Below are 20,598 nucleotides of genomic sequence, written 5' to 3' on the forward strand. Positions count from 1 at the left end.
TGTCATTTCAAATCCAAAGGGCTCAGCGCTCTTTGAATGCGCGCTGCGCCTGATCGTGTAGCGGCTTGAGCAGGTAGGACAACGCGGTCCGCGCTGCCGTCTTGATGAAGACCTCGACAGGCATGCCGGGCAGCAACTTGGCCGAGCCGAGCTTCGCCAGCTCTTCCGTCTTCAGCAAGACGCGGCCTGTGTAGTAACTCGTGCCGGCACGCTGATCCTGCGTGATGTCTGCCGAGACCATGCTGACCTCGCCGTCGATTTCGGGCGTGGTCTTCTGGTTGAACGCTGCGAAGCGCATTGTAGCGGTCTGCCCCACGTAGACCTGATCGATATCCTTCGGTGCGATCTTGACTTCGACCGCGAGCGAGTCCGCGTCAGGAACGATCAGCATGATTTGCTCGCCCGGAGAGATCACCCCCCCGACCGTGTGGACGCTGAGCTCGTGGACGCGACCGGATTGTGGCGCCCGGATATCGACCCGATTCAACTGATCCACCGCCGCAGTCTTGCGTTCGCCCAGCTCGGAGAGTTTCGAGCGGGTTTCGATCAGGTCCTTGCCGACCTCGGTACGGAGGTCCTGGTCGATCTGAATGATCTGGAGTCCGATTTCGGAGATCTTGCCCTTCGACTGAGCGATCATTCCTGCGAGCTGGCTGCGCTCGCCCTCGATGCGGGCGGAGTCGCGCTCCAGGGAATTGAGCCGGGTGATCGGCACCAGGTTCTTCTGCCAGAGGCTGCGCACGCCCTCCAGCTCCTGTCGGATGAACTCCACCTCCTTCTGCTTGGCCTCCGTCTGCCCCATATAGCCCTTGATTTCGTTCTCCAACTGCGCGCTCTTCTCCTGCAACTGCGCTTTTTGGCCGCTCCTCGCCTGACGACGCAGGTCGAACAGCTTCCGCTCCGCGGCGATTGCACGGCTCGCCTCGGAGTTGCTCTCTTTGGCTCGGTCGAGCAGTACCTTTGGAAACACGACCTGCTCGGCACTGTCGCGCTCGGCCTCGAGACGGGCCTGCCGCGCCAGCAATTCGTCGATGCTATTGGTGACGATCGTCGCATTCGCGAGCGTCTGCGTCTCGTCGAGGCGGATCAGAATGTCGCCTGCATTGACCCGATCGCCCTGGCGCACGCGCAACTCTCCGACGATTCCACCCGTGGCGTGCTGGACCTTCTTGACGCTCGAATCCACCACGACCACGCCCTGCGCGATCACCGCGCCCGACAACTGGGAAGTCGTCGCCCAGCCGCCGACCCCAAAAGTCACCAAAGCGAACATGATCATTCCGACGATCATGTAACGTTGGATGGACTGCAACGCCGGCGCTATCTGATCGTTCATCGGCCGCCTCCTTGAGCTTCTGCGACGACCTTCAGCGGCACCGGAGTCCGCAGCACTCTCTTGAGTACCTCCTCTCGCTTGCCGAAGGACTGAACTCTGCCTTCGCCGAGGCACAATACATGGTCCACACCTTCCAGCGCCTTCGGCCGATGAGCGACAACGGCTACAATCCCTCCGCGGCGTCGCACGTTCAGGATCGCCTCTGTCAGAGCCTCCTCGCCCTCCGCATCGAGATTGGAAGAGGGTTCGTCAAGCACGACCAGGAAGGGTTTCCCGTAAAAAGCGCGCGCAAGCGCGATACGCTGCCGCTGCCCCGCCGACAGCGCCAGCCCTCCCTCGCCGATCTTCGTGCTGTACCCGTCCGGCAGTGAGAGGACGAGGTCATGCGCGCCCGCGGCGCGGGCGGCTTCCAGAACAGCGGCGGCGGTTGCGTTCGGGTCGAAGCGTGCAATGTTCATCGCAATGCTGCCGTCGAACAATTCTACGTCTTGGGGCAGATAACCGATGTGCTTGCCGAGGTCGTCCGAAGACCAGTGATCGAGGGCGGCGTTGTCGAGCCGGATCCTGCCTCGAATGCACGGCCACACGCCAACCAGCGCACGCGCCAGCGTCGACTTGCCGGATCCGCTCGGACCGATGATTCCGACCGCCTGCCCACTCCGCAGCTGGAATGACACTTCGCTGAGAGTGGGTCTCTCGGAGTTCGGAGCACTGATATAGAGGTTCTCGGCGCTAAGGGTTTCCACAGGCGCAGGCAATGCCAACCGCTCCTCCTCCTGAGGAAGAAGCTTCAGCAAATAATCGAGTCGTTGTCCCGATTGGCGCGCCGCGACGAACCCCTTCCAGTTCGCAATTGCCATTTCGACAGGCGCAAGGGCCCTCGCGGTGAGGATCGATCCGGCAATGATGATGCCGGCCGTCGATTCCTGGTTGATGACGAGGACGGCGCCAACGGCAAGAACCAGCGATTGCAAGATCGCGCGGAAAATCTTCGAGGCACCACCGAGTCCGTTTGCGACATCGCTGGCCCGTTCATGGGCTGCGAGGTACTTTGCGTTGGCATCCTGCCAACGCAAAGCCGCTTGTTGCCGCATACCCATGGCCTGCAGAACTTCGGCATTGCGCCGTCCCTCGAGCGCGAGGGCAGTTCGCGAAATGGCAAGACGCGAGCTCGCCTTTGCCGGACCTCGGGTACGCGTTTCCGTGAGCATCGTAATGCCGACCAGCACCAACGCACCAGCCAGCGCAGTGATGCCAATCCAGAAGTGAAAGAGGAAGCAGACGCCGAGATAGATCGGCATCCAGGGCAGATCGAAGAGCGCCGTCGGCCCTCCGCTCGACAGGAAGCTGCGGACCTGATCGAGGTCCCGCACCGGCTGCAGGCCGTCGCCATCCGCTCTGGTCTTCAAAGGCAGGCGAACAAGAGCGTCGAAGATGCGAATCCCGAGACTTTCATCGAAATACCGGCCCACCCGGGCGCTGATCCTGCTCCTGACGAAGTCGAGCCCGCCCTGAAACAGGTAGAGCACCGTTGCCAGAGCCAACAGAGCGACAAGGGTCGGTATACTGCGTCCGGGCAGCACCCGATCATAGACTTGCAGCATGAAGAACGAGCCGGTGAGCATGAGAAGGTTGCTCATGCCGCTGAATGCCGCTAGCGCCCAGAAGATCCGGCGGCAAGACCGCAGGAACGCCGACAACTCTGACTGCGACTCGTCATAGTGATCCACTGGCCGGGGTCGACCAGCGAATATCCGTGACCGCAGCACTTCGATCAGGCCCTTTGCCCAGCCGATCAGTTGCGGCGTCTGCAGTTGAGCGTTTTCCGCCCACTGCCGTCCGGCTGACCAGAGTCCTGATATGTGAAGAAATGGAATTCGATAGAGATTTGCGGGCGGGGGGAATACCCCCCGCCGTCCAAAGTCAATCATGGCTTCTGCCCCTGAAACGCGCCTTTGTTGGAAGATCCCTCAAGAGATCCCCCAAGGCAGTTGTTGAAGATTGCTTTCTGTGGATGCCGTCCCCTACGCGAAGTGGAAGTCGTTGCTGGTCAACGAGCCGAGCTTGGCGTTCTTCAGCGTGAGCGTATCGCTCCCCGTCGCGATCACGACATCGGTGCCGGACTGGGTCGCGTGGGAAAGAACGCTGGCAAAACTGTCGAACACACTCTTGCTGAACTCGATCGTGTCGTGAGCAGGTCCGCGGGCAACGAAGCCCTTGATGACGTCGTTGCCGAAGTTCGCGCCAAACACGAAAGTATCGGCCTGGCTGCTGCCAACGAAGGTGTCATCGCCGGAAGTGCTGGTCAGGGTCGTGTTGCCCGGCGAAGCGATGAACGTACTGCCCGCAATAGCCGCGTTGCTACCGGTTGCAGTGGATGACGTAGCTACGCTGGACGTACCGATCTGCCCGTCACTGTTCAGGTCCTGATGGAAGCTGGTCTCCAGCGTCTTGAGGCCAGAGTCCGTACCCGACACCGAGCCACCGTCCGTGGAGCCGGTCAGGGAGCTGACATGAGACACGTAGTTGCCGTTATTGTCGGTATTCCACGCCGTGTACTGACCGGTGCTCGTCTCCTTCCAGGCAACTTGATAGCCCGTCGCCGTCTTCTCCGCTCCAATGGGAGTCCAGGTGCCATCGGACCCGCCCACGAAATCCACGCCGTCATCCTTTAGCGTCGGGCCAGTGCCGGTGCTGCCGTTGAGGTAGTATTTGCCGCCACTCTCAACGAGACTTGTCACACCAGCCGATTCGACGACCTTGCCAGTCGTCGGGGTTGGCGACGTCGGGATGGTCGCAGTGGAAGTACCTACCTGCCCGTCACCGTTCAGATCCTGATGGAAGCTCGTCTCGAGCGACTTAAGGCCAGAGTCAGTACCCGACACCGAGCCACCGTCTGTGGAGCCGGTCAGGGAGCTGACATGGGACACGTAGTTGCCGTTGTTGTCGGTGTTCCACGCCGTGTACTGACCCGTGCTCGTCTCCTTCCACGCAACCACATAGCCCGTCGCCGTCTTCTCCGCACCGATGGGAGTCCAGGTGCCATCCGACCCCTTCACAAACTGCACACCGTTGTCCTTCAGCGTGGGGCCCGATCCGGTGCTGCCATTGAGGTAATATTTGCCGCCGCTCTCAACGAGAGTTGTCGCGCCAGCTGACTCGACCACCGTGCCGGCAGTCGGCGACGTCGGTGACGTCGGCGAGGTCGGTGTGGCTGGCGCCGAGGTGCCGGTGATGCTGGCGGTGAACGCAGTGGACGCCGGGCCGGTATTGCCTGCTGCATCCGTTGCCGTCGCGGTAAGGCTGTGCGAACCGGCCGCAAGGGCGCTGGTTGTATAGCTCCACCCGCCGGTGCTGTTGGCAGTCGCGGTCCCGATCTGGGTCGTGCCGTCGAACACCTTCACGACGCTGCTCGCTTCGGCACTGCCCGACATCACCACCTGATTGGCGGTGTTCACGGTATGGCTGGCAATGGTCGGCGCAGTCGGAGCCTTGGTATCGATAGTGATTGCCAACGCAGACGACGCCGCGCTGGTCTGACCCGACGAGCTGGTCGCCGTTGCGGTCAGCGTATGTTTGGCGTCGGTCAGGATCTTGGTGATGTAGTCCCAACTGCCGCTCGAGTCCGTAGTCGTCGAACCAATTTGGGTCGTACCGTCGTAGATCTTGACCGTGCTGCCGGCAGCCGCGGTGCCCTTGAGCTCGATGGTATTGTCGTTGGTAATCTTGTCGCCAGCGGTGCCGCTGTCGGTCGAGAACGACGCGATAGTCGGAGCATCCGGCACGGTCGGCGTGCTGGGTGCGGTCGGTCCTTCAACCGGAAGCGGAGGCGGGATAAGGTCGCCCGGGATGAGTTGACCGTCCACGATCGTTGCGTAGCGAACATTCTCCCATTGCGTGATGTGTATGTTCGCATTGACCTCCTCCAACCAAAGCGCGCCATACGCAAATGGCCCCACAAAATACACGTCCTTGAGGGCGAGGTAGTCATCGTGACCGGCTCCTGCGTCCGCGGCAATGCGCAGACCAAATGGGCCACCGTCGAACACCACGTTATTGAAAGTGAACGTTCCGCTATAACCATCTGCGATGAACAGCCCAGCAGTGGCATTCTGGTCGTGCGATACAATCGTCGAGTTTGTAATGGTCAGATTCCCGGTGGCGCCGGGAGCATAGGCCTGAATTCCGTCGGCGTGATCGCCCGACAGTCCCGTTGTCTCGATGTACGTATTGTTGATGGTGACATCACCGCTGCCCCCAATGCGCACGCCTTCCCTTGAAGAAATACGGACGTCGTCGATGGTGAACGAGCCGCTCCCTCCGACGGCGACAGTGTCGCTCTGGTCGGAAATGCTCACACCCGAAATCGTCTCTCCATTTCCAAGCCAGACCGTCCCCGAATTGGTCTGGTCGCTAAACATCGGATCATTCCATGTCAGAGGAATGGATGCCATCTAGTTTTCTCCTGTTAATTTCAATCTGGTTTGCCCCTGGCACGCGCCCAATTGTTTCCCCAAGCGACGCGACCCCAAGTGCGACTCTGCTGGCGCAGCGCCGTTGGGGTGCGTCTTCCCGGCGGGTGGAGGCTTTTTTGCGACGACACGACGGCTCACCCAAGGTAATTTCCTGAGCTACCCTAGACACATTCGCATCGCGCGAATTAAATGCAGGAAATTTCTTCAGTCCGATCAACCACTCGTGCACCGCATTGAACGAGGGCCACACAGAGCGGTCGAAGATATACAAAAGTATGCCGGAATCGATGTTACGCCTTCGCCACTAGACAACAGCTTACCAAGTGTCGTCGACGGCGCCACAGCAGAAAACCAATTAAATATTTCGATCCACAAGATTATCCGCCGCCAAACACGACATAATTTTTGTCCGGACAATCAAGAGCGCGAGCGTCGAGCAAGAGCATTTGAGCACACATCGCGCTGCGAACAATCCGAACCCATATTGCCCGATTCAGGTAATGGCCCATCCAGCGCCATCCAAAAACGCCAAGCAAAGCAAATACCGTTGCGGACACACCATTCAGATCGAGAGTTACGAGCGCGCGCCGATTATCCTGATCGTTGATGTCCCCCGAGCCCAGCACACAGTCACCCGCTTCCCCGGCAGGGTCGCAACAAGATGTTCGATCAGGTCCTGCCGACGACCTGACCATACTCCGCCGCGTCTGACTGATGCAAAGTCAAGCCACCGTCGTCGGTCTGCACCGATCAGAAACTCAGATCTCGAAAGCTCGCGTCAAGAAATTCGGCAACATGCTTTCTCGCCAATAATGCGTTCAAACCCGCGATCTGCTTCTCGTCGATAGCTCGACTGCTGACAGATCTCACGTTTGCCACAACATTCGACGGATTGGATGAGAAAAAGATGACGATCCCGTTTGGATTTGCATTCAGCGCATGGGCCAGCAGTAGATGAGCCAGTTCTGTCGAATCACGTGGATCTACCTGCGTCAGCGAACGCCATTCAGCCGCCATCCGCTCATCGGACAACAATCGATCAAGCAGTATTTTAAATCGGCTGGTAAGAGACGAATGCGTAATCACGAGGCGGTTAGTTGCCGGAACTTTCCTGACGTTCATATTCCAGATGGCATTTGGAATCTGCACAACGTCGAACAGCGCTGCATGTCTTTGGAGGATGGACACCGTCTCCTCTATGCCTGTCGCTATGCCAATGGCGCGAACCTTCCCTTCACGCTTGAGATCATCGAGAAGACGGATCAGGTCCGTTTCCCCTACGTCGGCAGCGCTGCACTCGTGCAGGAGTAGAATATCGAGATAGTCTGTACGCAATTCCTTGAGACTAGTCTCGACACTTTTTCGGAACTCCACGAGACCAAAGGCTCCGAAACGCGGCAGATAGTTGGACGGCACAGGCAGGTAATTCTTTGAGCTTGGCGCGACATTGTGCAGAAGACGAATGCTACGACCCATTGCGCGGACATGAAGTGCATGACTTTGTGGGACAATGCCCGCCTTGCTTGCCAGAACCAGGCGCTCCCGCTTTCGCGCCGCCAACTCTCCCAGAATGCCCTCTGCGCGACCGGCGCCATACATTCGCGCAGTATCAAAATATGTGACCCCACAATCCATAGCTGCTTCGAGCAACTTAAGAGCCTCACGGCGGGTTCGTCGCTTGCTCAACAGTGCGCCGGATCCAAAACCTAGGGGGAGCATGTTTCGCGGAAGGATTTCTCGAAACGGCGCGGCAGCAGCCACCGTCATGACGCGCCTCCGGCTAGTCCGAATGCAGCTTCTCGCTTTGTTTGGGCGACGGTGCTCACCGCATGATGGCATGCGCGCGCGGTCAGAGCGAGAATGGTCAACGTGGGATTCTGCGTGCCCTGGGACGGGAAACAGGCACCATCCGTAACGTACAATCCCTGTGCGTCCCAGCACTGGTTATTTGGATCGAGCACGGAGGTCGCGGGGTCGATACCCATCCGGGCGGTCCCGCATTCATGAATCGCGGAGCCAGGCGGAGCCGGCCGTTCATTAACGCGGCTCAACGTCACGCCAGATGTTGCGGCGATCTCGCGTATGGCAGCTGCCTGATCGCGGGCACGCGCCAAATCCGCTTCGCTATAGCGGCAGTCGATATGCAATACGGGGATTCCCCATATATCCCGTCGTGTAGGATGTAGCGTTACTCGGTTTTCGGCACGAGGAAGCATTTCACCGAAGCTAACCGCAGTAAAATGGGAACGCCCGTGCCCTCCTGGAAATTGATACAACTGCACGCCAAAACCTCGCCCGCCGAGGGGCGCGGGCCCGTCGCGCGCATCGAAGCGTGGAAGGTAAATCGCGCACCCATCTTCGAGCACTGGGCTGGGCTTCAGCGGCGCACCTCCACCCCACCCAGTTACGACAATATGGTCCATCAAGTAGCGCCCCAGCGCGTCAGATCCTGCACCGAGCCCTTGGCCCCCTTTGGATGAACGCGAAAGCAAGAGTATTCGTGTCGACTCTAACGAGGACGCGCACAGAAAGACCAACGGAGCGCAAGCACGTACGTCGGTTCCACTTTGTTGATCGAACCAGACTACGCCGCGTACGCGACCTGATCGATCAACATCGATTTGCCGTACGACTGCGCCCTCACGGCATCGAAGGCGCCCTGTAAGAGCAGCAGTTTCCAAGGCATCCAGCGGTGCGGCAAAGCGCGTGAGCATCGGCCGCGAGTGAGGCCACCGTGCGCGGATCGCTGCCATCAGCGCGAACTGATTCGGTGAAGGTTCAAGTTCTCGCGAGAGGTGACTGTCAGGCTGCCATGGTACGCCATCCATGGCACCGGCAAGCGCTAGCCGTCGCTCGACCATCGAATACCAGGGGTCCAACTCACCCGGCTCTAGCGGCCAAGGCGCGCTCAATCCATCACACGGCGCAAGGTCGGAGGAGTTCAGCCGATAGTATTGCCGGCCGTGCCCTGGAAGGCCCACGCGTCCGCCGAGCGTTCGCGCGCGTATCCAGACAAAAGGTTGGCTCCGTGGCGTCACGTAAGGCAGGTCATGATCATCTACAAACGAGTCCGGTGCTCGGCCCCAGATGCTGCAGCGAGATTGGATGGGCTGGCGCAACATGCCGAGGCCTCTCAAGGCCATCTTGCCAAAGGGAACAACCGCAGGAGGGAGCAACCGAAGTGTCGCAGGGTCCGCGAGCCTACGGCTCATCCTGGCTATAGCTCGGCGCATCCCAGTCGTTCGCGGCGAATTCTGCCACCCGGCCTCAAGCACAAGCACGCGCAGGCCAGCCTCGGCGAGTAAGAGCGCCGCCAATCCCCCGGCGGCTCCCCCGCCGATCACGATCGCATCCTGCGCTCCCGGGCGCCGCAACTCCTCAATCGTCGTGGTACCTAATACACCTGAAAGCGCCGGCCCGATCTGCATGACAACTCCCTTCAAGCGAAAATTGGTCGGGGGCTAGCATGCCAAGCGGACAGCGATGGCCGGTAACCGAGCGCTCCGGGTTTAACGCTTAGGCGCAACCGCCCTGGCAATGCATGCAATGAAAGGGAAATTATCGCTTCCGCAAAACCATTACTCATGGCTTTGATTTTCTTGTCACAAATTGCAAAAACGAATAATGATAGGCGCAGTTAAATACATCCGTCAACTGTTAATAGGCATTTAATTTCTGCATTGCACAAGCCAAACCATTTCTCCGAATATTCGGAGTGTGTAGCTTCTGCCAAAAGCACTACCTTCTTCGCGGACAATACTCCCGGCCGGCTTTCAGCTAGAAACAATGCTTTAGACCCGATCCGCGGCAACGGAAGACCCGATGTGGCAGCGTCCAGCCACTACCTGATGATGCCCGCGCGTTGGCAGCGGGGCGAGTTATTGGGACGTGCTGTGATTCTGCGGGGCGTGGTACTCTCGATCCCATCACGGAACGATAGGAGCGCAAGACATTTGCGGGAATCGTTCCTTGGCGGCTCACGGACAAAGGTCCGAGATGCGCAGGCGAATTGACCGGGCGAAGCTCACCTCACAGGTACTATGAAATCTGCAGTTCTCGCCCGCCGTACACTCTTGATCTGTCGATAACTTCACCTGTATTAAACTATCTGACGTCGAATACGCGTTGGCAGGTTGGGAATGCTCGCAGCACTTCACTACCACGCATGGCGCCGGGTGCGCGCCGCGTACTATGCCTTCGGATTGGCCCGGCTGCCTTTTGGCGACGCGCTGGGGCGTGCCGTTAGCGAGTGGGAGACTGCGCAGGGGTTCGGTGACAGCCCAAAAGCGAAATCCACCTGGGACGCCGAGTACAGCGATGGCCTCTGGACCTACATGCAGCGCGAAGTAGCTCGCTACTGGACACTCATTGGTTTCATGGACGCTTTTAGACGTGGCGGCGAGTACCTCGAGATCGGCTGCGGAGACGGCATGCTATTCGAGCGCTTCAAGCAGCTTGGATATGAACGCTATGTCGGAGTGGACATCTCTGACGTGGCAATCGAGAAGCTCCGTCTGTACAACGACGATCGCACTGACTTTTCTCAGGCTGACGGCGACGTGTACGAACCCGACGGCCGTTTCGATGTCATCGTCTTCAACGAGTCTCTTTTCTATTTGCGCGACCCCGTTCGGTCGCTCGAGCGTTACGCGCAATCACTCAAACCGGGAGGCTGCATCATCGTCTCGAACTACACCGCATCACGGCGATCATTGGCAGTGTTGCGGGAGGCAAAACGAGCATTCGAGGTGATCGACGAGGCCAAGACGACTCAACGGGCAATGTCCTGGCTTTGCACAGCACTGAAACCGCCAAAATACTAAATTCGCTAGTGATACCGCAAGCGCATGAGTTGGTGATAGAGCCCGAGCTTTGTGCTGATTTTCCAGGAAACGCCGCGCATCGCATCCGGATCGCGCAAGTGGCGGCGCATGTACTCCGCATCCATGTTGTTCGTCATACAAAGGCGGGAGTACAAAAAAGATTCGAAGCCGCGATGATATCCAAGCTGGATTGTAAAGAGGTGTGTGTAGCCAGCCCTCAGTGCGGCCTCCCAGACCCGTCGGGAAAACCGTCCATATGGGAAGGCGAAGAGAGCTACCTGTCGACCGAGGCGATCCTCGAGCATCGACTTGGACACACCGAGCTCGCGCTCGAGCTCTACGTCCGACACAGTCGTCAAATCGACGTGGGCCATGCCATGTGAGCCGATCGCAACACCCCCCTTGTCAAGCTCCTCGATCATGTCCCAACTCATACGTCCCGGCGAGCCTACAAAGTCTACCGGGATAAAGGACATGAAACCCGGAATACGACCGGTCGTCATGTAACGGGCGTAGACATGCGTATAGTCCGAAATAAATCCATCGTCGAAAGTCAACAGGACCGCGCCGGTGCCGTGGGATGTCGGATCGGAGCAATGCTCCAGAAAATTCTGGGGCGAGACCAGCGCTTCCCCGCAAAGTGCGAGATGCACTTCGAACGCCTCATGAGTCAGGCACCACGCGTTCGAAGGCGAGGCTTCCACCAGCTCATGATAATTCAAGACGATCATAGAGTTTCTATCAGATCTGAAACCCGCCGGGCCCAAGCCTGCCAGTTCAATCGGGCTTCGAAGGCGGCGCGGCTCGATTGTCTCAGGCGTGCCAGCCGATCCTGGTTAGCAAAGGTCTCGAAGATGACCGCCGCATAGTCCGCCTTCGTCGCGTTCGGGGGCAACAACAAGCCCGTCTCCCCCTTACGGACAGCGCAGGGGACGCCGCCAGTGGCCGGCGCAATGCTCGGTACTCCATAGGCCGCGGCTTCACAGAACACAATTCCATAGCAATCCGCCCGGGTCGGCAGCAGAAATAGATCCGCGTCCCGATAGAGTTGATCCAGTCGGTTGCGCTGTTCGCGATCACACTTGTCGAGATAAGGGATGATCGTCAGGCCATCCTGAGCAACTGACTTCGGCGGAGTACATCCGCAGATCACGAGCTCCGCCTCCATGCCCCTCTTCCTCAGTTCAGCGAGGACGCCGACCGCGATGTCAGCGCCCTTCTCCTCCCAGTTGGCGCCGATGAAGAGGAGACGGCAGGGACCCGGCTTGCGGCAACCTAGCACGGAGGCACGATCCGGCGCTTCTTCGAGGTTGGCGCCCCAAGGAATGACATGCACCCGGCTACGGTCGGCACCGTAGTCCCTGATGGCAGATTCGGCTGCCCATTCCGACGGGTAGAGGATCAGATCCGCGCGCGCGATCGTGTCCCGCTCCACGCGTTCAGCGATGTCCCGAGCACCTCGCGACAAGTTTCGATAGTTAGGATGGTAGTTCTCAATGAGCCGAAAGGTCGCGTCGGACGCATAGACGAGCGGAACGCCGTTAGGCACACTCCATGCGAAGGTAGAGCCGGCCGGCGCGAAGACGATATCGGGCGACACCGCTCGGATTTTACGCGCTGAGTCCGCTGCATACTGTGCAACGACCGCCCCCGCATGCAACGGGGAACGGCCGCGCCTGCGAAAGGCACGGCAAAGCCTGGAATACGTCTTGTATAAAGGCAGTATCGGTGCGCTCAACGGACCGATATGGACCACCTCATGACCTTCACCTGCGAGCGATCTCGACATGTGAAACGGGGTACCGGACCAGAACCTGACCAGGCGCCCATCCCCGATCGTGGCGAATGCAATCCGCCGTGCCGCCGGCCTGTCGGAGATGTGGTTTTGAGTCATTCTATTCACGCACACAGGGACCATCGACCACTTCGCCGGAAAGATCTCTCATGGAGCGAGCGAGCGATCGCTGGATAGAAGTAGCTTTTTCAAACCCGCAGTAAGCGACAGAGGCATAAGAGCCACGCCGGCTCTCATAACGAGAGGTACGTGTCCCGTTTCGGCAAATCCGCGAGCGTAGGTTGAGATCGATTTCATTCGTCTTCCCGAGTGCAGATAGATCCATCCCAGATCCTTGCAATGCCGAGCGATTGCACGATTTGCCGCTTCGAGTGCTTCGCGATCTCGCCGAAGCCCCTTCTTCTCGCTCACTGCCAGCTGCAGCAAGGACGACTTATCCTCCTCCTGGAATTTCGATAGGGTTGAATCCTCGAGTACCCGCATAACTGCGAGCTTGCGATCGACGTATCCAAATCCATGATGCTTCGAGATTCTCAGGTACAGTTCCCAGTCCTCGCCCGAACACCATGATTCATTATAACCTCTAAGCTCATCCAGAACAGTGCGCCGGATCAATACCGCAGTCGGCTTGATAGGCACTTCTTCCAGCAAACACAGATACATCTCACGGCTGCTGAAGAGAAAGACATCGAAATCAGAGCGCGAGCGCGATGCGAGCAGTTTCGGAAATGCACGCATGCTTGAGACAATTGACGACGTGGATCTGCCACGGTCGACCTCAACGTCACAGAACACCGCGCCAATCTGACGATGACGACGCAAAACATCGACGAGACTGCTGAGCATCTCCGGCTTCCACAGGTCATCCGAATCCAGATGAGCAATGATATCGCCGTTGGCGGCCTTTATACCCGTGTTGCCTGCCGCACTGACCCCGCGATTGCGATCATGCCGAATGTAACGCACTTTGTCGCTTCGAAACTTTTTCACCGCTGCGGCCGTGCCGTCTTTGGATCCATCATCAACGACGATTATCTCGAAATTCCCATACGTCTGATTCAAGGCACTCTCGATCGCTTCTCCGATGATGTACGCACGATTGTAAGTTCGTATGATAATGGAAACCTTCATGCTTTAGTCCTGCGCAGCGAGAAATCCTGATCGGCATCCCTGCCAGCGTAATGACCTCGCGGTCCACCGTCTTCAAATGTCTCCGGTAATCGGGTTGCACCTCGTTTGCGCCGCTGGTGCGGCTCTATCGCGCAGTATGGCGGTCTCCGCGAGGTTCGCTCGCATCCCGGTAAACACAGCGATGAGGATCCAACAAATGCCCCAAAAGTGCACAATGAACCCTAGAAAAGCGATCGTCGCTATTACAATTCCGAGCGCCACTGACAGCCGTCTCTCTTCGGGAGTAAGGTGAGGCGATTTGTCGATCGAGCCAAGCCAGCATGCGCTGGCAATTGTCAAAAGGATCAATGCGCTTCCCGGAATTCCATACGACATTGCGGTGGCAAGCCAAAAGGCATCCACGCTCGAACTCACGAGCGCGCCATGCGACTGCCAATTCCAGTCGCCGTTCAAACCAATTCCGAAGATCGGCGAACCGAGGACCACAGGTCCTCCCGTGTCCCAAATCGCTTGGCGAGCCCATGCCGCCTCCGGGCTTACTCCGCTGAGGCGCACAAGGGTTGCGACCGGGCTGCCAGAGAAAGTGAAAACAACAAGGAGTAGCGCGGTCACACACAACCCGACCAACTTCCATCGGGCAGCGAAGCGAGGGCTTGCGGCATAGAAACTCGCCAGCGCAAATCCGATCAAATAGGCCAACAATGGACTGCGCGCCTGCGAAAACCACACACCGATGAGGGCGATGCCCGCCACACCCCAGCCGAGTACCTGGTGCCTAAACGTAGTGAAGGCCACGACACCAAACCAAACGCAAACAGCACCGAACAATATCGAATGCTCGAGCGGCCCCATGGCGCGAACGACACCGTCCCGATAGAACGTGTCAGCCCTGATTGCTAATGGTCCATCGTAACTGAGCTTCGCATAGCCGGTAATACCTTTGATGAACTCATAGGTGAACAGTTTATCACTCAGCGGGTCAAGGAGCGCTATGCCGACGATCACAATCATCAGCTTGCAGGAGAACCGTGCTATTCGAACGGAACTATCGACCGGCCCGAGAAGAAACCGGAACGTCAGGTATGCGCCCACAAATTCGAGCGCCTCGATTCCAGCCCCTTTAAAACCCGCCGGACCATCAGTGACTGTGGCAGCCAACATCATCCAAACGCCCGTAAGCGGGGCCAAGATATCCGATGGGACGCAGACGACGGTTCGCGTGCCTAGACGCTGTCCAAGCTGCTGTAGCGCGGCGATGAAGGAACAGAAAATTAGAACTCGAGCAACCGAGAGGCGAAAATCGCCGACGAAGAAAGACAGCCCTTCGGGCAAGACAATCGCGACCAACAATAGCTTCAGATACAGTTCCGTCCCCCAACGTGGCGCCCCCGCCGCGCGACCAACTGGACTCCGCTGCCGACCATACAGATACGTAAGCTGAGAACCCGATTCCAATTCTAAGCTTTTGCGGGTCAACGCGAGTACCTCAAATATCTGAGAAGTTCTGCAAACAAGCAGCGCGCTCGAAGCCGAGGCGCCCCACAAAGCGACGGTTCCTCCCTACGAGGCGCTTCATTTCGTCGTCTCCAGGGGAGTCGCCAGGAAGTCACGACGCAGGCGGCTCGCTACGCTGGGTGAAATCAAGGCGTAAACCAGCGCTTTGTAGTAGTGCGGATCCGCTGGGTGCAAACACGCACATTGCCAACCCGTCTTTAATGCCGACAACCGACGGTTCGACCTACGCCAATCCAGCACGCTCTTGATGAAATGGGCGGCGATGTTGTTGTCCAATAAACTGTTGTTAGATCCTCTGTAGCCGCACATCGCATCCGCGCAACCCTGCTCAAACCGCAAACCGCGCCGCTCGCATGCTCGCCTGAAGACATCGACCTCAAACTGCTTCCGCCAGGTTGGCGCCCGTCGGCTGAGGGAATTGGGAAGAATGCGGTAGGCATAAAGGCACTCCCCCAATACGATCATCGGATGCACCTCCCCGACTCTCCATATGTAATCGCAGGTCTCGGCAACCATTAACGACGGCTCGAACCGGATATCGCCAACCAATGACATTCGAAACATTCCCGTGGGATCGAGAGCCGGCATTTGAAAGGCCCTGATCTCGGACTGGCAGTCGCTCTCGCTTTTCGGCGAAAACACGGGTGCCATGAATCTCTCGTTGATTATGAGCTCGTTGCCGCAGAACACGGCAGCCAAATGCGGGCTGTTGAGCAGCGCACGAACCTGCTTTTCGATTCTAGTTGGATAGCTGATGTCATCCGCGTCTTGAATTGCGTAAAACTCGCCGCGGATCCGATCGAGCGCTCGATTGATAGCAACAGGCTTGCCTGAGTTCGCTTGATGGATCACGCGAACACGCTCATCTACCAGCAAATCCTGAACTGAGCTGAAGCAACCGTCCGAGCTACCATCGTCGACAATGAGAATATCCAGGTTCCTGTATGTCTGATTAATTATGCTCAACAGCGACGGACGAAAATATTTACCAGCGTTGTACACGCACATCACGACCGTGACCAAGGGGTCTTCAGCCCTTCCTCCAGCCTTGGGCGGATGTGCCTTGGACATCACGAAATGCTCCTGCTCAGTCGAGCCTGACACGCCGGCGCCATCTGCACGACCTCCCGGTTCGCTGGCCAGACTTTTTGCAATTCTTCAGCGCGCAAACCAAGAATGGCTTTCTCGGGTTCCGCCGGAGACGCAGTCCGCAAGCACATGAAATTCCGCCTACTCACCGCTTTGTCTGCACTCAAGAATAAAACTCCGTGTCGCATCAGGACGCATGGCATCCCGCCTGTCAGACCCGGAGCCCCTCGGAAGGCTCCTCCGCGCCTCAACATAATTAAATCTGGTTTAATTTTCAATCGCCATCTATTTAAATATAAGGGAGGCGTTTTGGTTATATTATAACATCGAGCTTCGACTGAAATACCGGCCTCGCGCCCCGACCATGCTCAACGTTTACGGGGTGCGGCCGGCAAAGCCCACGCCGGCGCAGCCTAATCCCGGGCGACGCGGCTTCGGTTGAACTTTAAGAGGAAGCTCTCGGAATTAAACATGCGATCTTTGCCTATTTAATTTGGACAGCCGGCAGTTTGTTTATTATATTCATTGCAGATACAAGAAGCTTCGACCTCCGGGCGCCAACGGAGTTCCGCTTGATTGCCCGCGGGCCGCAACCCGGCGAGAACGACAGGCGGGGCATGCAAATTGACGGCCCGATCAAGGGGTTGGACAGAGCGATCAGGCCGAAGGCGTCGGCAAGCTCGTCAGTTTCGCGTCATAGTGAGGACACTGCACCTCTACGGCCTCACCGATCGCTGAGCCGGCAGTCGATCCGCCGTTGTGGCTAGGTACTCGATATGATTTGTAAAACTTGCTTGTCAGACAGCGAACATCGCCACCACGTCTTTATTGAGATGATGTTTGGCACAAAAGAGCCGTTTGAGTACCAGGAATGTAGTGATTGTGGGACGATCCAGCGCCTATCGGACGTAGCCGATGAGAGTCGCCTTTACCCCGATGGGTATTACTCATTCTCCAAACCTTCGCGGAATTCGCGTGTTACTGCCGTCAGGGACGCGCACGCACTTGGCACCAAAAGCATATTGGGAGCCGTGGCGTCCTTTGTGAGGTACGACCCCATCGTAGCGGTCATCGGATGCTTCGGAATTAATCCCAGTTCTCGGGTGCTTGACGTAGGCTGCGGGTCCGGGAAACTTCTCTACAGAATGTCTGCGGCAGGGTTCAAGAATCTTACAGGAGTCGATCCCTACATTGTCGAACCAGCAGCAGGTGCCGTGACGATTCAAAAATCGGACCTTCAGAGTATGTCCGGCGAGTTTGACTTCATCATGTTCAATCATTCGTTAGAACACGTGCCCGAGCCGGACCAAAGTCTTAGCAATGCAAGAAGGCTACTTGCGCCCGGTGGCCGCATTCTGGTTCGCATCCCAACTTCATCCTCGCATGCGTGGAGAGAGTACGGCCCGAACTGGGTGCAACTGGATGCGCCGCGCCACGTTGTGATACCCTCTCGCAAGGGAATGAGTGCATTGGCGGAGCGCTGTGGTTTGCGTGTTAGGCAATCAATCGACGACTCGACTGCATTTCAGTTCTGGGGAAGCGAAATGTACAGGAGCTCCAAGCCGCTCGCATCATCCAGACCAGATGATGTGTTCAGCCGGCGGGAAATGAGAGAGTTTGCCAAGAGGGCGGCAACGCTGAATATTGAACAGCAGGGCGACCAGGTAGCTTTCCTGCTGAACGCTGCCTAGGGCTGGATCACCGTAAGTCCAAGCCGAGGGTCACGCTTGAAGTGCAAGGGCATGAGAGCGATTGACTAAGAGATCGGCCAAGCCTGCGACATGCGGCGCGGACTGCAGGGGTCCTCCCGGTCCCGCACCTGGGCAGTGGCGCTCTGGACGGATGAGAATTCGTAGCTAATTGAAAGCTTCACCGGAAGGTTGCCCTGCGGGGGGTGTGAGACCTCGGCGAGGACATTTTGGCCTTCCTTGAATCGATATATGCAACCACCTTGCTCATTGAAGCAGAAAGAGCGCTGTTTGAATATCTTTCTAGAACCATGCTTTCAGCGCTTGCCACAAGAGCGTCATAGACCGTTTCGTTGCTTAAGGCCCTATACGCCTCGCAGAAGCTACGATCATCATTGAACTCCAAAAAATGAACGCCAGAGACGACATCCAGCCCTTCTACACCTTTCCTTGTAGAGATAATGGGCCTCTCCAAGAGTGCCGCCTCCAAAACCTTTAACCGCGTCCCGCTACCCTCGAGCAATGGCACAACAACCGCTCTACAGTCCTTGTAGTACTCGACGACATCAGGGACATCGGGATGCAACTCGACTCCCTTTGAGCGAGCGCAAGCTTCGATCACCTCTGGCAATGGGTCACGTCCAACAACCAAAAGAACGGCATCGGGGTACACATTCCTGTAGAGCGGATACACGTTCTCCAAAAACCAGAGCAAGCCGCTGACATTAGGCTGATAGTGAAGCGCACCAATAAACAGCAAAATGTGTCGGCCGGCGAACCCGCTCCCCATGGGGAGTTTTCCTGGACCTCTCATCCCCAACGTGTTTGGCACAACGAAGATACTTTCAGAGGCCTTTTCACCCCACAGATCCAATTTATCCTTCTCGGAACATACCAAGCAGGCGCCAAAGGCGGTCACACAACGAGTTTGATAGTAAGTCAGGAGCACCTTGTTGATGGCACGGAACAGTTTCCTCAGGGCATTATTCGTCGGGGTAAACAGCGTATCATAGAGTGAAAGAGTCAGGACGTCATCAATATCAACGATGACCTTCATTTTCGCCGTCTGTGACAATCCAAAAAGCCCGGCGGTATTCCGGAGGTATCGCACCAGCACAAAATCGTAGCCGCCAAACTCTATTAGCGCGACCAACTTCTCCATCGAGGCTTTGCTATACTCTCTAACGGGATACGGAAAGCCACGGACCGACATTCCGAACCGTCCCCGCAAGGTTCTAGGGTACTCCAGCTTCTGTAAACAATACTTCCCGGAGAATACGTCCTCCTTTTCGAGATGTCCCCCCGCTCCTGCCATCTGTCGCAGGCCGGAGGGCAAATCCGAGAGATACGCAATATCGACGGGCCCAAGGCCGGCAAAGTATCGTGCGAGATTCATGGTTCTGATGTCAGCGCCAAACTTCTCAGGCAGAGGAAACCTGTCGCTGATCACTAGGGTCTTCTTCATCGAACTTACAGCAAAAGAGTCGGTTAAACTCGGAAACTGATCCTTCAATCAGCCTCGCACCAAATGCTCTCGAGCGGTTCGCAGCAACTCGCGAACCTGCCGGCCTGGACCACCGAATGAAAGAACAATCAATTTCAAGAACACCGGCAGCATGAAAGGCTTCAGCTTCAATCCCTTCAAATAGTATGATCTCGCTGATACAGAATCGCCCTCTGAATAATAGATCTCAGCCAGCGCCACCATAATGCGTGAACGGATCCACGCCTTCTCCTGCTCAGTATAAGGGCTGCGATCGAGTGTCGCTTCCACCTGCTGAAGATCTATAGTGGACCAGGATGTCTGCCCCATCCACGAATAGGGTTTTGAGGCACAATGTTTGGCATAGAAGTTGGCGAGCGCACCCAAGCAAGCCTTATATACTGTCAGGGCGCCTTTCTCCTTGGCAGCCTGCGATATCATCGTGATGACGGCCAACTCGGAGTGCCAGCAGATATCGATCTTCTCTTGAGTGATGGCGTTTGTCATACTGAGTTCATGTTCACGGTAACACACCATCGGCTCTGCAAAGTATGCCACGTGATAGTGCAAGGAGAACAATAGCCACATGTACCAATCGCCGCCCCATATGAAATCGACCGGAATTCCGGCCCATACCACGTCGACCGGATAGAGGCTCAGTGTCTCGTAACAGTCACGTCGAACAAGCACCGACGCAGCCAGAATCGCATTTCCTTTTACTTTCAATGAGTGCTTGATGATCTCCTCTCCCCTGACGATCGTATCGACGTCTCCATAGGTCGAGTAATCTATCACTGCACCTTCTTTTCCACGTCTCAGGCTAACCCCGGGGCAGAACGCGAGGCCGACCTCCGGATGATTTTCCAGGGTTTCGACGTATCTTTGCAGTATGTACGGTCGGCGCAAGCGATCATCAGCCGATATAAGCCAAACGTACTTCCCTCGACTTAAGAGTATTCCCTTGTTGTAATTCCGGAGCGCTCCCAGGTTCTGCTCGTTCCTGACATAGGTAACGCGACTGTCTGTGAATGTTCTGGCAACTTCTTCCGTGTTGTCCGGAGAGCAATCATCCATGATGAGGATTTCGAAATCCTCAAAGGTCTGCGAGAGGATGCTGTCGACACATTCTGGCAAGAAAGCAGCCAGTCGGTAGCAAGGGACGACAAAGCTAACAAGCGGCTTTTGCATTTGGAATAACTCGCCTATTGTGGATCCGCACCTTGATGAGCCTAAGCCGTAACTTGCTCGATGACGCGCCATGAA

Annotated in this window: 13 protein-coding genes; 2 read left to right on the forward strand and 11 right to left on the reverse strand. The window is 57.1% G+C overall.

Going from position 1 to position 20,598, the window contains the following annotated elements:
* Positions 1-22 precede the first annotated feature (22 nt).
* The 4 genes from I6F16_RS18505 to I6F16_RS18520 form a co-directional block, all read right to left on the reverse strand.
* The gene (locus tag I6F16_RS18505) at positions 23-1,336 is read right to left on the reverse strand and encodes an HlyD family type I secretion periplasmic adaptor subunit (protein WP_225173927.1); all 1,314 of its coding nucleotides are present in this window, start codon (positions 1,334-1,336) and stop codon (positions 23-25) included.
* Positions 1,333-3,267 (reverse strand): type I secretion system permease/ATPase, encoded by a 1,935-nt coding sequence (locus I6F16_RS18510; RefSeq protein WP_225114266.1) that lies wholly within the window; start codon positions 3,265-3,267, stop codon positions 1,333-1,335. Before I6F16_RS18510 ends, I6F16_RS18505 begins: the two co-directional genes overlap by 4 nt.
* A 93-nt stretch (positions 3,268-3,360) precedes the next feature.
* The gene (locus tag I6F16_RS18515) at positions 3,361-5,790 is read right to left on the reverse strand and encodes an Ig-like domain-containing protein (RefSeq protein WP_225114267.1); all 2,430 of its coding nucleotides are present in this window, start codon (positions 5,788-5,790) and stop codon (positions 3,361-3,363) included.
* A gap of 771 nt (positions 5,791-6,561) precedes the next feature.
* Positions 6,562-7,578 carry an aldo/keto reductase gene (locus tag I6F16_RS18520; RefSeq protein WP_225114268.1) on the reverse strand — a complete coding sequence of 339 codons (1,017 nt, stop codon included), beginning with the start codon at positions 7,576-7,578 and terminating at the stop codon, positions 6,562-6,564.
* 2,372 nt (positions 7,579-9,950) lie between these two features.
* On the opposite strand from I6F16_RS18520, the gene I6F16_RS18530 reads away from it, so the two are divergent.
* Positions 9,951-10,634 (forward strand): class I SAM-dependent methyltransferase, encoded by a 684-nt coding sequence (locus I6F16_RS18530; RefSeq protein WP_057029397.1) that lies wholly within the window; start codon positions 9,951-9,953, stop codon positions 10,632-10,634.
* A gap of 5 nt (positions 10,635-10,639) precedes the next feature.
* Here the strand turns inward: I6F16_RS18530 and I6F16_RS18535 are convergent, their stop codons facing one another.
* The 5 genes from I6F16_RS18535 to I6F16_RS18555 all read right to left on the reverse strand — a co-directional run bounded on the left by I6F16_RS18535 (position 10,640) and on the right by I6F16_RS18555 (position 16,146).
* Positions 10,640-11,365, reverse strand: a complete 726-nt coding sequence (locus tag I6F16_RS18535; RefSeq protein WP_225114270.1) for a polysaccharide deacetylase family protein — start codon at positions 11,363-11,365, stop codon at positions 10,640-10,642.
* Positions 11,362-12,552 (reverse strand): glycosyltransferase family 4 protein, encoded by a 1,191-nt coding sequence (locus I6F16_RS18540; RefSeq protein WP_311735309.1) that lies wholly within the window; start codon positions 12,550-12,552, stop codon positions 11,362-11,364. The genes I6F16_RS18535 and I6F16_RS18540 overlap by 4 nt, the downstream gene beginning before the upstream one ends.
* Positions 12,553-12,576: 24 nt before the next feature.
* Positions 12,577-13,560 (reverse strand): glycosyltransferase, encoded by a 984-nt coding sequence (locus tag I6F16_RS18545; RefSeq protein WP_225114272.1) that lies wholly within the window; start codon positions 13,558-13,560, stop codon positions 12,577-12,579.
* 72 nt (positions 13,561-13,632) lie between these two features.
* Positions 13,633-14,907, reverse strand: coding sequence for an O-antigen ligase family protein (locus I6F16_RS18550; protein WP_225139936.1), 1,275 nt, complete (start codon positions 14,905-14,907; stop codon positions 13,633-13,635).
* Positions 14,908-15,132: 225 nt separating this feature from the next.
* Positions 15,133-16,146: a glycosyltransferase family A protein gene (locus tag I6F16_RS18555; protein WP_225114274.1), complete on the reverse strand. Its 1,014-nt coding sequence runs from the start codon at positions 16,144-16,146 to the stop codon at positions 15,133-15,135.
* Positions 16,147-17,000: 854 nt separating this feature from the next.
* Here I6F16_RS18555 and I6F16_RS38010 point away from each other — a divergent pair.
* Positions 17,001-17,855, forward strand: a complete 855-nt coding sequence (locus I6F16_RS38010; RefSeq protein ID WP_225173967.1) for a class I SAM-dependent methyltransferase — start codon at positions 17,001-17,003, stop codon at positions 17,853-17,855.
* A 178-nt stretch (positions 17,856-18,033) separates the two neighbouring features.
* Here I6F16_RS38010 and I6F16_RS18565 read toward each other — a convergent pair whose 3' ends face one another.
* Entirely contained in the window at positions 18,034-19,317 is a 1,284-nt protein-coding gene (locus tag I6F16_RS18565; RefSeq protein ID WP_225114276.1) for a glycosyltransferase, read from the reverse strand.
* A gap of 48 nt (positions 19,318-19,365) precedes the next feature.
* Positions 19,366-20,523, reverse strand: coding sequence for a glycosyltransferase family A protein (locus I6F16_RS18570; RefSeq protein WP_225114277.1), 1,158 nt, complete (start codon positions 20,521-20,523; stop codon positions 19,366-19,368).
* Between the last annotated feature and the right edge of the window lie 75 nt (positions 20,524-20,598).

The organism is Bradyrhizobium sp. IC4060 (assembly GCF_020193715.1).
Taxonomy (GTDB): Bacteria; Pseudomonadota; Alphaproteobacteria; order Rhizobiales; family Xanthobacteraceae; genus Bradyrhizobium; species Bradyrhizobium yuanmingense.

Coding starts and splice junctions, on each gene's coding strand:
- I6F16_RS18505 (WP_225173927.1), bottom strand. CDS start 1,336: ATGAACGATCAGATAGCGCCGGCGTTGCAGTCCATCCAACGTTACATG.
- I6F16_RS18510 (WP_225114266.1), bottom strand. CDS start 3,267: ATGATTGACTTTGGACGGCGGGGGGTATTCCCCCCGCCCGCAAATCTC.
- I6F16_RS18515 (WP_225114267.1), bottom strand. CDS start 5,790: ATGGCATCCATTCCTCTGACATGGAATGATCCGATGTTTAGCGACCAG.
- I6F16_RS18520 (WP_225114268.1), bottom strand. CDS start 7,578: ATGACGGTGGCTGCTGCCGCGCCGTTTCGAGAAATCCTTCCGCGAAAC.
- I6F16_RS18530 (WP_057029397.1), top strand. CDS start 9,951: ATGCTCGCAGCACTTCACTACCACGCATGGCGCCGGGTGCGCGCCGCG.
- I6F16_RS18535 (WP_225114270.1), bottom strand. CDS start 11,365: ATGATCGTCTTGAATTATCATGAGCTGGTGGAAGCCTCGCCTTCGAAC.
- I6F16_RS18540 (WP_311735309.1), bottom strand. CDS start 12,552: ATGGTCCCTGTGTGCGTGAATAGAATGACTCAAAACCACATCTCCGAC.
- I6F16_RS18545 (WP_225114272.1), bottom strand. CDS start 13,560: ATGAAGGTTTCCATTATCATACGAACTTACAATCGTGCGTACATCATC.
- I6F16_RS18555 (WP_225114274.1), bottom strand. CDS start 16,146: ATGTCCAAGGCACATCCGCCCAAGGCTGGAGGAAGGGCTGAAGACCCC.
- I6F16_RS38010 (WP_225173967.1), top strand. CDS start 17,001: ATGTTTGGCACAAAAGAGCCGTTTGAGTACCAGGAATGTAGTGATTGT.
- I6F16_RS18565 (WP_225114276.1), bottom strand. CDS start 19,317: ATGAAGAAGACCCTAGTGATCAGCGACAGGTTTCCTCTGCCTGAGAAG.
- I6F16_RS18570 (WP_225114277.1), bottom strand. CDS start 20,523: ATGCAAAAGCCGCTTGTTAGCTTTGTCGTCCCTTGCTACCGACTGGCT.